Genomic DNA, 14,199 nt, shown 5'->3' with positions numbered 1-14,199 from the left:
GTCCTCCCGTCCCGCCCGCCGCCCACCGGTTCCTGTCCCGCCGTGGCGACGCCGTGGTCGCCTCCCTCCGCGCCCCCGTGTCGCCGCCCCCTCACGCGGGCCGAGGGAAGCAGGGGTTCACCCCGGTCGCGGTGGCCCGGGCGGTCGCCTTCCGGCCCGGTGGGCCGTCCGCGTCCCAGGGGCACCCTGGGTGCGTCGGGCACTTGTCGGGTGAGGGACAATGGAGGCTCTGTCAGGGCGGGTTGGTTTGAGGGGACGCATGTCGGAGGCGGAGCGGGCGGGGACACCTCGTCAGGACACTCGTCAGGACTCTCGTCAGGACAGGAGCGAGCGTCTCCTCGCCGGGCGGTACCGGCTGGAGGGCGTGCTCGGCCGCGGCGGCATGGGCACCGTGTGGCGGGCCACGGACGAGACCCTCGGGCGGACGGTCGCGGTCAAGGAGCTGCGCTTCCCGTCGAACATCGACGAGGAGGAGAAGCGCCGGCTCATCACGCGCACGCTGCGCGAGGCCAAGGCGATCGCGCGGATCCGCAACACCGGCGCGGTGACCGTCTTCGACGTGGTCCAGGAGGACGACCGGCCCTGGATTGTGATGGAGCTCGTCGAGGGCAAGTCGCTCGCCGAGGTCATCCGCGAGGACGGGCTGCTGGAGCCGCGGCGCGCGGCCGAGGTCGGGCTCGCCATCCTCGACGTGCTGCGCTCGGCCCACCGCGAGGGCATCCTGCACCGCGACGTGAAGCCGTCCAACGTGCTCATCGCCGACGACGGCCGGGTCGTGCTCACCGACTTCGGCATCGCGCAGGTCGAGGGCGACCCGTCCATCACCTCCACCGGCATGCTCGTCGGAGCGCCCTCCTACATCTCCCCGGAGCGGGCCCGCGGGCACAAGCCGGGACCGGCGGCCGACCTGTGGTCGCTGGGCGGGCTGCTCTACGCGGCGGTGGAGGGCGCCCCGCCGTACGACAAGGGGTCGGCGATCGCCACGCTCACCGCGGTGATGACCGAGCCGCTGGAGGAGCCGAAGAACGCGGGGCCGCTCAAGGACGTCATCTACGGGCTGCTCACCAAGGACCCGGACCAGCGGCTGGACGACGCCGGTGCCCGGGTGATGCTCAAGGCCGTCATCAACGCGCCGGACGAGCCGGAGCCGGCGGACGCCACGAAGGTGGTGCCGCTGCCGCCTCAGCCGGCCGGGCCCACGGGCAGGCGGGGCGAGGAGGCGGCGGAGCGGCTGCGCGGTGCGCTGCGGTCCGTGCGCAAGGCGGCCGCCGTGGCGGGCGCGTCCGGTACGGCGACGCGTGGCGGTTCCGGTGACGGCGGCGCGTCCGGCGCCCCGTCGGACGGCGCGACGACGGCGGTCCCCGGCCCCTCCGGATCCGGCACCCCGGCCCAGGCCGGCAAGGCCGGCAAGGCCGCCAGGGCAGGCAAGTCCGCCACGACGGCGTCGGCCACGGCGGGCAAGGCCGGTGGAGTGTCCGGGGCGGCCGGTCCCACCGTGCCCGGTGCCCGCCGGGGCGGGGCGGCCGGTGCCGCCGGGGAGCCGAAGACCACCGGGGGCTCCGGCTGGAACGTCGTGCCGCCGCCGGACCTGGACCTGCCGCCGCGTCCGGTGCCCCGGGCGCCGCTGACCGACGTCGTGCCCAAGCGCACCCTGGTGATCATCGCGGTGGTCGTGGTGCTGGCCGTGCTCGGGACCGTGCTGGCCTTCGCCCTGAGCGGCGACGACGGCGACGGCAAGGGCGCGCAGGGGGCGCGGCCGTCCGGTTCCGCGGTGAGCGCGGGCGCGGACACCAAGCAGGACCAGGGCGGCAAGGGCGACAAGGGCGACAAGGGCGGCGCCACCCGCGCGGACGGTTCCGCGTCGGCCACCGCGCCGGGATCGTCCGCGGCGACGCCGGCCACGGGCGGCGCGGGCACGCCCGGCACGAGCGCCGGCCCGGCCGGCAGCGCGGGTGCGCCGGTGGTGAGCACCCATCAGGGCGGCCAGGGCTACTCGATCGGGTTGCCCGCGGGGTGGAAGTACGCGTCCACGGGCTCGGCGGGGGACCGTTTCACCGGCCCGGACGGGCAGAAGCTGCTCGTGGGCTGGACGACCGAGCCGAAGGACGACCCGGTCGCGGACTGGCGCAACCAGGAGCGGTCCATGACGCGCTCCCAGTACACCAAGGTGCGCATCGCGAAGGTGGACTACCGCGGCTGGAACACGGCCGACTGGGAGTTCACCTACGTCGAGGACGGCACCACCTACCGCACCATCGACCGTGGGTTCGTGGTGAACGGCCGGCTGGGGTACGGGCTGATGTACACGGCGAAGGCCGCGGGCTGGGACGCGGACCTGCGCCGGCAGACCTGGCAGACGCTGACGGAGACCTTCCAGCCGAAGAAGTGACCGTGGCCGTCCGCGCGTTCGATCGGCCGAGATGGGGCAACCCCTCTCTGCGGGTTGCCTCCGGCACGTATCGTGAGTGGTTGCGGACCGTACGCATCGACGGGGACGACCACAACGGGCCGTGTGGCGAACGGATGTGACCGGGCGGCCGGGGGAGGCAACGTGGACGACTACGCGGGACGGGTCCTCGCCGACCGCTACCGCCTGCCGCTGCCGCCGTCCGACGCGTACGAACTCACCGAGACCCGCGCCTTCGACACCTACAGCGGGCAGGAAGTCCTGGTCCGCCAGGTGCCGTTGCCCGAGGTCGTCGAGGCGGAGGTGCTGGACGCCGAGGGCCTGCCGGCCGGGTTCACCCCGCGGGAGCGCCGGGGCGCCGGGCGCGGCGCGGGCCCGGACGTGCGGCGGCCCGCCGATCCCGTCGTACGGCGGGCGGTGGAGGCCGTGCAGGCGGTGGCGCGGATACCCGACCATCCCCGGCTGGACCAGGTCTTCGACGTGTTCGCCGAGGGCGGTTCGCTGTGGATCGTCAGCGAGCTGGTCGCGGCGCGGCCGCTGGCGGCGCTGCTGGCCGAGCAGCCGCTGACGCCGTACCGCGCGGCCGAGGTCGCCTCCGACGTGCTGATGGCGCTGCGCGTGCTGCACGGGCACGGCTGGGTGCACCGCAACATCACCGCCCGTACCGTCCTGGTCTGCGACGACGGCCGGGTGATGCTCACCGGGCTCGCGGTCGGCGCGGCCGAGGAGGCACTGTGCGGGTACGACCCGGTGCCGGCGGAGCAGCGGGACGAGGCCGACGAGGCCGCTGACGAGCCCGGGCAGGGCGGCGGTGGCGGCCTGGGAGCGGAGCCCGCCTATGGCGGCGGCACCGCAGCCGGCGGCGAGCGGGACGGCCGGCCGGGCCGCTCCGCCGGGGCGGGCGCTGCCCTGGACGCCGAGACCGCGCGGCGGGCCGCGATCCAGGCGCGAGCCGCGCGCGGGCTGCCGGGGCCCGGGGGCGGCGGGGCGGCGGTGCCGTCCCGGGCGACGGACGCCGGCAGCGCCGAGGACGTCCGCGCGGCACGGGCCGGCGCGATCGCCGCCTACCGGGCGGGCGCGCAGGCGGCGGCCCGGGTGCAGGAGGCCCAGCGCGGCGCGCAGGCCCACCGGATGGCGCTTCCCGGCGCGCGGCCCCCGGCCGATGCGGACCTGCCCGGTCCCCGAGGGGACGACGAGCGGCCTGGGTACGGCATCGGCGGTCCGCGCCGGCCCTACGACACCGGTGGCCGGCCCCAGCCGTACCCCGCCGGCTTCGACCCCCGCGACCCGGACCACACAGTGCCCCCCGGCCGGATCGCCGACCCCTACGGCGTGCGCGGCGGCACCCCCGCACCCGACGTCCCCGCACCGCACACCCCCGGCCGCCCCGGCGACGCACCGCACGCCCTTGAGGCCCCCGGCAGCCGTGCGGCCTCCGCCTCCTGGGGTGCCCCCGCCGCCGGTGCTCCCTCCCCGCGCGGTCCCCGTACCGCGCTCGCCGCCGAGCGGGCGCGGCAGACGCGGATGGCCGTGGTGGGGGCGGTGACCGAGCGGTGGGCGCCGGAGCAGGCCGGGCCGGTGCACGAGAACTGGCAGCTCGCCGCGCCCATCGGGCCCGCGACCGACCTGTGGGCGCTCGGCGCGCTGCTCTTCCGGGCCGTCCAGGGGCACGCGCCCTACCCGGAGGAGTCCACGGCCGAACTGGTGCAGATGGTGTGCGCCGAGCCGCCCGCCTTCGCCGAGGAGTGCGGCCCGCTGCGGCCGGTCGTGGAGTCGCTGCTGCGTCAGGACCCCACCGACCGCATCGACTTCGAGGAACTGAGCGGCTGGCTGCGCTCCCTCGTACGGTCCGCGCCCGAGCCGGAGGCCGGCGTGCACGTGGTGGCCGCGCCGCCCGCCGACCCCGGCAGGCTGCCCGTCGTACGGCGCCGGGGCGAGCTGGTGCGGCGGCGGCGCGCCGGGCTGCCCGCCGAGCACGGCCGGCACAAGCGGGCCGCGCCGCGGGAGCGTTCGCCGCGCAGCCTCGGCCGTACCCTGCTCCTGCTGATCCTGCTCCTGCTGGCCGCGGCGGTCGCGTACGCCGTGCTGTTCCTGCCGAAGTCCGGCAGCGCCGACGACCGCGGTGCCGAGCGGACCGGCGCGGCCGGGGCCGCCTCACGGGAGCCGGCGGCGAGCAGCGCGCCCCGCCCGGACCAGACCTCGCCCGGCACGGGGGACGACGACGGCAACGGCCCCGCGGCCTCGGCCGGTTCGACCGAGGCGCAGACCACCGGGTCCACCGTCGCCGCCGGGTTCACCGTGCGCCGGGACCCGGCCGGGTTCCGGGTGGCCGTGGCCGACGGCTGGCAGCGCACCCCGGGCAACGGGCGCGGTCAGGTGACGTACCGTCACGGCGGCTTCGAGCTCCTCGTGGTGCCCGGCCGGGACACCGCGTCCCGCTACGGCACCGACCCGATGGCGTACCAGCGGGAGAGCGAGCCGGAGCTGCAGCCGTACCGGGACTCCTCCTGGGCCACGGCCACCGGCCTGAAGACGATCCAGGTGGGCGGACGGACCATGGCGGAGGGGCAGTTCACCTGGACCGGCGCCGACGGGCGCGAGCTGTACGTGCGCAATCTGGCGCTGCTCGTCGGAGGCCGCTACCACGTGGTGCAGGTGCGCGGCCCGGAGGCGGAACGGGACGAGGTGACACGGCTGTACGAGCAGGCGTCGGCCAGTTACCAGTACACGGGTTGAGCGGCGACCCCCACAAACCGGGCGTACGCATCACCGGCCACTTTGGTTGCCCGTCGTCACTCAAAGCGACAACCGTCACAGTGAGGTCACCGTGGCACCCCGCCGGTTCCCCGGACGCGGCGCGGTCTTTACGCTGACCCTGTCAAGACCATTGCGGGGCAACGTGAATCAGATGCAGGGCCTGCTCCTCGCGGGCCGCTACCGGCTCGCCGACTCGATCGGCAGCGGCGGCATGGGCCGTGTGTGGCGCGCCCACGACGAGTTGCTGCACCGGGCCGTCGCGATCAAGGAGCTGACCGCGGCGCTCTATGTCTCGGACAGCGACCGGCAGGTCCTGCTCGCGCGTACCCGTGCCGAGGCGCGCGCCGCCGCGCGCATCAACCACTCCGCCGTCGTCACCGTGCACGACGTGCTGGAGCACGACGGCCGCCCCTGGATCGTGATGGAGCTGGTCGAGGGGCACTCGCTCGCCGACGCCGTCAAGGAACAGGGCCGGATCGAGCCCGCCGAGGCCGCCCGGATCGGCATGTGGGTGCTGCGCGCCCTGCGCGCCGCGCACACCGCCGGTGTGCTGCACCGCGACGTCAAGCCCGGCAACGTGCTGCTGTCCCACGACGGCCGCGTCCTGCTCACCGACTTCGGCATCGCCCAGATCGAGGGCGACACGACCATCACCCGCACCGGCGAGGTCGTCGGATCGGTCGACTACCTCGCCCCCGAACGGGTCCGCGGGCACGACCCGGGCCCCTCCTCCGACCTGTGGGCGCTGGGCGCGACGCTGTACACGGCGGTGGAGGGCCGTTCGCCGTTCCGGCGCACCTCGCCGCTGTCCACCATGCAGGCCGTCGTCGAGGAGGACGCCGAACAGCCCCGGTACGCCGGTCCGCTCGGGCCCGTCATCGCCGCGCTGCTGCGCAAGGACCCCGCCACCCGGCCGGACGTCGGCGAGGCCGAGCACATGCTCGCGGAGGCCGCCGAGGGCCGCCGGCCCGGCAGCGCGCAGGCCTATGTGCCGACCCAGCACGGCGGTCCCCGGCCGCAGTTCGACACGGCGGCGACCCGGCACGGCGGGACGCACCCGGGGTACGACAGGCCGCCCGCGCCGGAGGCGGTCACGCCGCACCGCCCGGTGACCGGTCCCACCGCCGTCGGGCCCACGCAGCTGCCGGCCGCGCCGCCCCGGCGGCGCCGGTCGCGCACGGTCGCGCTGGTCCTGGCGCTGGCGGCGATCATCGGCGCCGGCACGGCCGTGGTGCTCCAGCAGTGGGACCAGGGCCGCGGCGACGACCCCGGGCCGGCCGTCACCTCCTCGCCGCCCAGCACCAAGGGCACCAAGGGCGAGGACGACGGCGGCGACCAGGCCGCCGTGCCCGACGACTGGCAGCAGGTCGACGACCCGCAGGGGTTCGGGCTCGCCCTGCCCAACGGCTGGCAGCGGCAGCTGTTCAGCGACAAGGACGGCCTGACGCAGATCGACTACACGCCCGACGACGGCAACCACTTCCTGCGCGTCGCCATCGACACCGACCCCGACTTCAACGACCCGTACCAGCACCAGCTGTCCCTGGACAAGCAGTTGCACCGGCTCGTCGACTACCGGCGGCAGCGGCTGGAGGTCGTCACCTACCGGGACCACCGGGCCTCGCTGTGGGAGTACAGCTACACGGCGCTGGCCAAGGACACGAAGTTCCCCGGCCCCCGGCGGGCCGTGGACGAGGTGTACTTCGGTGACGACGGCACCGAGTACGCGCTGCTGCTGTCCGGCCCGGCCGAGGACTGGCCCACCACCCAGCAGCAGTTCAAGGCGATCCTGCGCAGCTGGCAGGAGAAGTCATCCTCGTAGGTCTGGCCGGTGGGCGACCCGGAGCGGGGTCGTCCGGTGCGGCATGATGGGCTCATGGGGACCCAGGGGGAGGATGCCCGGCTGATCGCGGGCCGCTACCGGCTAGAGGCACGGCTGGGCCGCGGCGGCATGGGCATCGTGTGGCGGGCCACCGACCAGCTGCTCGGCCGGCGGGTGGCGGTGAAGGAGATCGCCCTCGACGACACCCTCTCCGCCGAGCAGGCACGGCGCCAGCGCGACCGTACGCTGCGCGAGGCCCGCGCGGTCGCCCAGCTGCGGCACCCGAACATCGTCGTCGTGCACGACGTGGTGGAGGACGGCCGGCGCCCCTATCTCGTCATGGAACTGGTCGACGGCGGCACCCTGGCCGAGCGGATCGCCCGCGGCGGCCCCGTCGACGCCGCCGAGGCCGCGCGGATCGGCGTGGCCCTGCTGGGCGCGCTGCGCACGGCACACGCGGCCGGCGTGCTGCACCGGGACCTGAAACCGGCCAACGTGCTCCTGGAGTCCGGCACCGACCGCGTCGTCCTCACCGACTTCGGCATCGCGCAGGTCGCGGGCGCCACCACCCTCACCGAGACCGGCTCCTTCGTCGGCTCGCCCGAGTACACCGCGCCCGAGCGGATGGCCGGCGTCGCCACCGGGCCCGCCTCCGACCTGTGGTCGCTCGGCGCGCTGCTGTGCACGATCCTCAGCGGCGAATCGCCGTTCCGGCGCGACTCGCTGGGCGGCATCCTGCACGCCGTGGTGGTCGACGAGATCCGCACGCCGGAGCAGGCCGCGCCGCTGTTGCCCGTCGTCCGCGGGCTGCTGGAGCGCGACCCGGAGCGGCGGCTGGACGCCACGGAGGCCGAACGGCTGCTGCGCGCCTACCGCGACACCGGCCACATGCCGCGACCGGGCGAGCGCCCGCGCCGCCCGCCCCTTCCCCACGGCGGTACGCCCGGCACGGGCCACTCCTTCGGTACGGCACCGGAGCCCGGCCGCGCGCACGAGCCGCCGCACGAGTCGCCGCAGCAGCCGGCGTACGGATCGCCGCACGAGCCGCGGTCCGCGTCTCCGTCCGGGCCGTCCGCGGCCGGTGCCGCCCCGCAGCCCCCGGCCGCCCGCCCGGCGCCGGGGACCGCCGCGGACGCCGTCCCGCCCGGCCTGCCGCCGCGCACGCCGACGCAGACCGACCTGCCCCGCACCGGACCGGCCGGCGAACCGGCCCGGCCGCCCGAGCGGTCCACCCGCGGCGTGCTGGTGGCCGCGTTCCTCGTCGCGGCGATGGCCGGGGCGGGCGTGTCGGCGGCGGCGCTGCTGATGCAGGGCGGCGACAAGGGCGGCACACCCGTCGTGCCGGGCCGGGCCTCCTCCCCGGCGACCGCGCACAGCTCACCCGTGCCCGCCGCCACGGTCACCGTCACCCGCTCGCCGTCTTCGGCCGGCACCCCCACGGCCAGCGCCTCCCCGGCCACCGCGCACGCCGACCGGCCCACCGCGCCCTCCGGGTACCGGATGGCCGACGACCCGGCCGGTTTCCGGCTCGCCGTGCCCGACGGATTCGTCCGCCGGCCACAGGGCGTGCGGGTCTTCTACCTCTCCCCGGACCAGTCCTTCCGCCTCGGCGTCAAGGTGTCCGACCCCGAACCCGGCGGCCCGATCGGCGTGATGCGCCGCTCCGACGCCAACGGGCCCGACACCAACCCCGGTTACCGCAACGGCACCGTCACCGAGACCACGCACGGCGGACGGCCCGCCGCGCTGTGGGAGTTCACCTGGGACGGGTACACCGCCGCTGAGGGGCCCCGGCACTCCTACGACCTGTGCTGGGAGGACAACGGCCGGCTGTACGACGTATGGGTGTCGGCGCCGGTCGGGAAGGTGCGCGAGGCCCGCGAGTACTTCGACGTGGCCGTGGACACCTTCACCGGTTCCTGAACGGTCACGGGTCGGTGACCGCTCGGACGCCGTGCTGGAGGGTGACCGGGCGGAAGCGATATGCATAGGGGCATGAACGACAACGGGGGCGCCGGCCGCGGGGCCGACGAGACGACCAGCTATGTCCTGCAGCCGCCGGACCCGGCCGCGGTACCGGCCCAGGCCCCTCCGGTGACCGCTGCCGTCGAAGCGAGTCGGGACGCGGGCGCCGGACGGCTCCTCGCCGGGCGCTACCGCCTCCTCGCCAAGCTCGGCCACGGCGGCATGGGCACGGTGTGGCGGGCCAAGGACGAGACGGTGGACCGCGAGGTCGCCGTCAAGGAGCCCCGCGTCCCCGAACACCTTCCCGACCGCGAACGGGACACCGTGTTCGAGCGGATGCGCCGCGAGGCACGCGCGGCGGCCCGCCTCGACCACCCGGCGGTCGTCACCGTGCACGACGTGGCCGTGGTCGACGGCCGGCCGTGGATCGTGATGGAGCTGGTGCAGGGCCGCTCGCTCGGCGACGTCCTCCAGGAGGGCACGCTCGACGCCCGCGAGGCCGCCCGGATCGGCCTGGAGGTGCTGGGCGCGCTGGAGGCCGCGCACGCGGCCGGCGTCCTGCACCGGGACGTCAAACCGGACAACATCCTGCTCGGCCGCCACCACCGCATCGTCCTCACCGACTTCGGCATCGCGCAGATCGAGGGCGAGACCAGCCTCACCGACACCGGCGGCTTCGTCGGCTCCCCCGAGTACATCGCGCCCGAGCGGGTCCTCGGACAGCGCCCCGGCCCCGCCTCCGACCTGTGGTCCCTCGGCGTGGTGCTGTACGCGGCGACGGAGGGCGTCTCGCCGTTCCGCCGCAGCAACACCCCCGCCACCCTGCAGTCCGTCCTCAACGCCACGCCCGCGCCGCCCGCCGCGGCCTCCGGCCCGCTGGCCGAGGCCATCAACGGCCTGCTCCACAAGGACCCGTCGCAGCGCCCCACCGCGGCCCGGGTGCGCGCCCTGCTCCAGGCGGCCGCCGAGCCGCCCGCGCCGCAGCCCACGCAGGCCGTGCGGTACGTCGACGGCGGCGGGCGCCGCGTCCGGCTCGGCCGCGCCGCCTGGGCCGGTGTCGCCGCGGCCGTGGTCGCGGCCGCCGTCGCCGGGTACCTGGTGGTCGCCGACCCGTTCGCCGGCCCGCTGCCGGACACCTGGAGGACCCACCACGAGAGCGCGCTGGCCGCGACCGTCGCCGCGCCCGAGGACTATGTGCGCGCCCTGCCCGACCCGAAGAACGACCAGGGCCACTGGGTGACGTACACCGACGCCGGCGGCGGCATCTGGATCGGGCTGTCCCTGGACAAGAGGTCCGAGGACACCGGCAAGAAGATCGCGGACTCCTCGACGGCGCAGATGTACGCGGACGACGGCGAGTTCAAGCAGAGCGGCGAGTACGACTGGGAGATGCCGGCCGGTCCGCGCAGCCGGCCGGAGGCCAACCAGCGGTTCCAGGGCCGCGAGGCCGCGCGGAACACGCTCACGTACACCACGAACGACAGCCAGCACCCGCGCCCGCGTGAGGTGCAGGTCTTCTACTACCGCACCACGTCCGGCGACATGTACCGGCTCACCGTGAGCTATCCCGGCAAGGGCGACTTCACGGACCGGGGCCGCGAGGTGGCGCGGACGGCGATCGCCAACTTCGACGTCGACAAGCCCTGAACCGGCGGCCCCAACGGCCCCGGCCGTGCGTCGACAAGGCGGCGTCCGGCGCGATAGGCATGGGGGATGAACAACGAGGGGGCGGTGGGCGACGGGCGGGACCGGCTCGTCGGCGGACGCTACCGGCTGGTCGAGCGCATCGGCTCCGGCGGCATGGGCACCGTGTGGCGGGCACACGACCGGAAGGTCGACCGCGATGTCGCCGTGAAGCAGCCCCGGCTGCCCGGCGACCCGGAGGACGAGAGCCACCGGCGCGCCGCGCACCGCCTGTACCGCGAGGCGCGGGCGGCGGCCCGCGTCGACCACCCCAGTGCGGTCACCATCCACGACGTGGTCGTCGAGGACGGACTGCCGTGGATCGTCATGGAGTTGGTGCGCGGCGAGTCCCTGGACGCGGTGCTGCGCAAGGGGCCGCTGCCCCCGGCCGAGGCCGCCCGCATCGGCGCCGCCGTCCTCGGCGCCCTGCGCGCCGCGCACGCCGTGGGCATCGTCCACCGCGACGTGAAACCGGCCAACGTGCTGCTCGGACCTCCGCCGCTCTCGGAGGCGCTCGAGCCGGGACACCCCCAGGGCCGGGTCGTCCTCACCGACTTCGGCATCGCGCACGTCCAGGGCGAGGAATCCCTCACCGGCACCCGCGAGTTCGTCGGCTCGCTGGAGTTCGTCGCCCCCGAGCGCATGTCGGGCCGGGGCGCCGCCGGTCCCGCGTCCGACCTGTGGTCCCTGGGCGTGCTGCTGTACGCGGCGGTGGAGGGCTGGTCCCCGTTCCGCCGTACGACCGTGGAGTCCACGCTCGCCGCGATCCTCACCGCCGACGTCCCCGAGCCGCGGCGGGCGGGCCCGCTCGCCCCCCTCCTCATACGCCTGCTGGAGCGCGACCCCGAGCGGCGGCCCGGCCCCGAGGAGACGGCCCGGGCACTGGCGGAGGCCGCGGGCGGCGAGACGCCGGACCGGGGGAGCGCGTCGGCGGGCGGTGGCGGTAGCGGTGCGGAGCCGAAGCCGGAGTCGGAACCCTTGCCGGAGTCGAAATCCCTGCCGGAGCCGGTGCCCCTTCAAAAAACCCAGGAGGCCCAAGAGGCCGAGGAGGCCGAGGAGTCGGGCGCTCCTCCCGGATCCGAGGAGCAATCCCAGTCGCCCTCCCCGGAGCACGCCCCGCCGTCGCCCCCCACGGAGCGCGTCCCGTCGTCCCCCTCCGCAGGGCGTCCCTCCCGCCGCCCCCTCCTCCTCGGCGCGCTCGCCGTGCTCGTCGCCGGTGGTGTCTGGTTCGGCGTGTCCGCCTTCCTCGACCGGGGCTCCGGCGCGGGAGCCACCGAGTTCCACGGCACCTACCGCCCGGCGCCCGCCACCTCCACCGGCAGCACGTGGGTCGCGCACGAGGAGCCGGAGCTGGACGCCGTACTCGTGCTGCCCGACGGCTACCGGCGCACGGCCCGGCAGAGCGGCGGCGGCGACCGGCCGCGCCTGGTGGTGTACGGCGCCGGGGGTGCCGTACAGGCGCGTCTGGCCGAGTGGGACAAGGCGCCCGGGGCGCCGATGGAACGGGCGCGGGAGGCGGAGCGCTCCTGGCGGGCGCAGCACGCGGACGCCCGCACGCAGCTCACCCGGACCGGCCTCCACGGCGACGAGGCCGTCTGCGCCGACACCGCCTTCCGGCTGGGCGGTGAGCGGGCGCGGGTGCTGCAGCTCTTCGTGCGCACCGGTGACGGGCGGCTGTACGAGCTGCGGGTCGACATGCCCAAGGGCACCGCGCAGGAGCACGAGGGCACCCAGCTGTTCAAGGGCGCCCGGGACCGGCTGCGGCTCTCGGCCGGTCCGCGGGAATCCCGCAGCGCCGCCCCAACGCCCTGATCAGCGCGTTTGTTGCCAGCAATCGCTGGCGGGATGTGTGTAGTCGGTGAATCCGCGTTACCGACGGGTACACAAAGGCTCCGGACCGGCATACCCTGCGCCTCATGACGGACGCGCAGGCACCGGCCCAGACCGGCACCAACCCCCTCGCCCCCGCACCCCAGGGCGCCCGCACCGCCGCCGACGTGGTCACCCCCGAGCTGGTCGCGCAGCTCACCAAGGGCGTGGCCGGCTCCGGCCGGACCGCCAACCACACGCCGTTCACCGGGGAGAAGCTCGCCGACCTGCCCGAGTCCACCCCCGAGGACGTGGAGAAGGCCTTCGAGGCCGCCCGCGCCGCGCAGGCCGTGTGGGCGCAGGTGCCGGTGCGGCAGCGGGCCGCCGTCCTGCTGCGCTTCCACGACCTCGTGCTCCAGCGGCAGGCCGAGGTGCTCGACCTGATCCAGCTGGAGACCGGCAAGGCCCGGCTGCACGCCCACGAGGAGGTGCAGGCCGTCGCCGTCGCGGCCCGCCACTACGGCCGCAAGGCTCCCGCCTACCTCAAGCCCAAGCGGCACACCGGCGCCGTGCCGACCCTGACCAAGGTCACCGAGCTGCGCCACCCGCGCGGGGTCGTCGGCCAGATCGCCCCCTGGAACTACCCGCTGGAGCTGTCCGTCGGCGACGCGCTGCCGGCGTTCGTCGCGGGCAACGCGGTCGTCATGAAGCCGGACACCGAGACCTGCCTGACCGCGCTGTGGGCCCGTGACCTGCTGATTGAGGCGGGCCTGCCGGCCGAGGTCTTCCAGGTCGTCATCGGCGACGGCCCGGTGATCGGCCCCGAGGTCGTCCGCCACGCCGACTACGTCTCCTTCACCGGCTCCACCCGCACCGGCCGCGAGGTCGCCGAGCGCGCCGCCGCCCGCCTCGTCGGCGTCTCCCTCGAACTGGGCGGCAAGAACGCCATGCTGGTGCTGGAGGACGCCGACCTCGACAAGGCCGCCGCCGGCGCCGTGCGCGCCTGCTTCTCCTCCGCCGGCCAGCTGTGCATCTCCATCGAGCGGCTCTACGTCCACGAGTCGGTCGCCGACGCCTTCCTGGAGCGGTTCGCCGCCCGCACCAAGGCCATGCGCCTGGGCACCTCCCTCGCCTACGGCGCCGACATGGGCTCGCTCGTCGGGGAGCGGCAGCTGAAGACCGTCGAACGGCACGTGGAGGAGGCCGTCGCCAAGGGCGCCAAGGTCGTCGCAGGCGGAGTCGCCCGCCCGGACATCGGCCCCTACTTCTACGAGCCGACCATCCTCGACGGCGTCACCGAGCCGATGTCGGTGTGCACCGAGGAGACCTTCGGCCCCGTCGTCTCGGTCTACCGCTTCCGCACCGAGGACGAGGCGATCGAGCAGGCCAACGCCACGCCGTACGGCCTGAACTCCTCGGTGTGGACCAAGGACGCCCGCCGCGGCCGCGCCGTCGCCGCCCGCCTGCGCACCGGCACCGTCAACCTCAACGAGGGCTACGCCCCGGCGTACGGCAGCGTGCAGTCCCCGATGGGCGGCATGAAGGACTCCGGCCTGGGCCGCCGGCACGGCTCCGAGGGCATCCTGAAGTACACCGAGGCCCAGACCCTCGCCCACCAGCGCCTGCTGCCCATGGCGCCGTCCCTGGGCATGAACGACGAGCAGTACGCGGCGTTCATGACCCGCAGCCTGAAGCTGATGAAGGCCTTCCGCTTCCGCTAGGCCGCTCGTTCTTGGCCACCCGTTCTCGACGAGGA

7 protein-coding genes are annotated in these 14,199 nt (G+C 75.5%); all 7 read left to right on the top strand.

The window, feature by feature from the left end:
* Positions 1-259 precede the first annotated feature (259 nt).
* Positions 260-2,389 (top strand): serine/threonine-protein kinase, encoded by a 2,130-nt coding sequence (locus ACF1AL_RS18225; protein ID WP_391826519.1) that lies wholly within the window; start codon positions 260-262, stop codon positions 2,387-2,389.
* A 162-nt stretch (positions 2,390-2,551) separates the two neighbouring features.
* A complete protein-coding gene (locus ACF1AL_RS18220; RefSeq protein ID WP_391780483.1) occupies positions 2,552-5,143 on the top strand; it encodes a protein kinase in 2,592 nt (863 codons plus the stop codon).
* Between the two features lie 172 nt (positions 5,144-5,315).
* Positions 5,316-6,986, top strand: a complete 1,671-nt coding sequence (locus ACF1AL_RS18215; RefSeq protein WP_391826517.1) for a serine/threonine-protein kinase — start codon at positions 5,316-5,318, stop codon at positions 6,984-6,986.
* 54 nt (positions 6,987-7,040) lie between these two features.
* Positions 7,041-8,909 (top strand): protein kinase, encoded by a 1,869-nt coding sequence (locus tag ACF1AL_RS18210; protein WP_391826515.1) that lies wholly within the window; start codon positions 7,041-7,043, stop codon positions 8,907-8,909.
* Positions 8,910-8,981: 72 nt separating this feature from the next.
* Complete coding sequence (locus tag ACF1AL_RS18205) at positions 8,982-10,598, top strand: serine/threonine-protein kinase (protein WP_391826513.1); 1,617 nt, start codon at positions 8,982-8,984, stop codon at positions 10,596-10,598.
* A gap of 66 nt (positions 10,599-10,664) precedes the next feature.
* Complete coding sequence (locus ACF1AL_RS18200) at positions 10,665-12,446, top strand: protein kinase (protein ID WP_391826511.1); 1,782 nt, start codon at positions 10,665-10,667, stop codon at positions 12,444-12,446.
* A 104-nt stretch (positions 12,447-12,550) separates the two neighbouring features.
* Complete coding sequence (locus ACF1AL_RS18195) at positions 12,551-14,164, top strand: succinic semialdehyde dehydrogenase (RefSeq protein ID WP_366837909.1); 1,614 nt, start codon at positions 12,551-12,553, stop codon at positions 14,162-14,164.
* Positions 14,165-14,199 lie beyond the last annotated feature (35 nt).

This window comes from Streptomyces sp. NPDC014801 (assembly GCF_043082085.1).
Lineage (GTDB): Bacteria > Actinomycetota > Actinomycetes > Streptomycetales > Streptomycetaceae > Streptomyces.
The sequence above is the reverse complement of the archived record's forward strand: the minus strand, read 5'-3'. Positions and strand labels throughout refer to the sequence as shown.

Excerpts from the sequence above, each read along its gene's own strand:
- ACF1AL_RS18215 (WP_391826517.1), top strand. The coding sequence starts at position 5,316 with ATGCAGGGCCTGCTCCTCGCGGGCCGCTACCGGCTCGCCGACTCGATC.
- ACF1AL_RS18195 (WP_366837909.1), top strand. The coding sequence starts at position 12,551 with ATGACGGACGCGCAGGCACCGGCCCAGACCGGCACCAACCCCCTCGCC.
- ACF1AL_RS18205 (WP_391826513.1), top strand. The coding sequence starts at position 8,982 with ATGAACGACAACGGGGGCGCCGGCCGCGGGGCCGACGAGACGACCAGC.
- ACF1AL_RS18225 (WP_391826519.1), top strand. The coding sequence starts at position 260 with ATGTCGGAGGCGGAGCGGGCGGGGACACCTCGTCAGGACACTCGTCAG.
- ACF1AL_RS18200 (WP_391826511.1), top strand. The coding sequence starts at position 10,665 with ATGAACAACGAGGGGGCGGTGGGCGACGGGCGGGACCGGCTCGTCGGC.
- ACF1AL_RS18210 (WP_391826515.1), top strand. The coding sequence starts at position 7,041 with ATGGGGACCCAGGGGGAGGATGCCCGGCTGATCGCGGGCCGCTACCGG.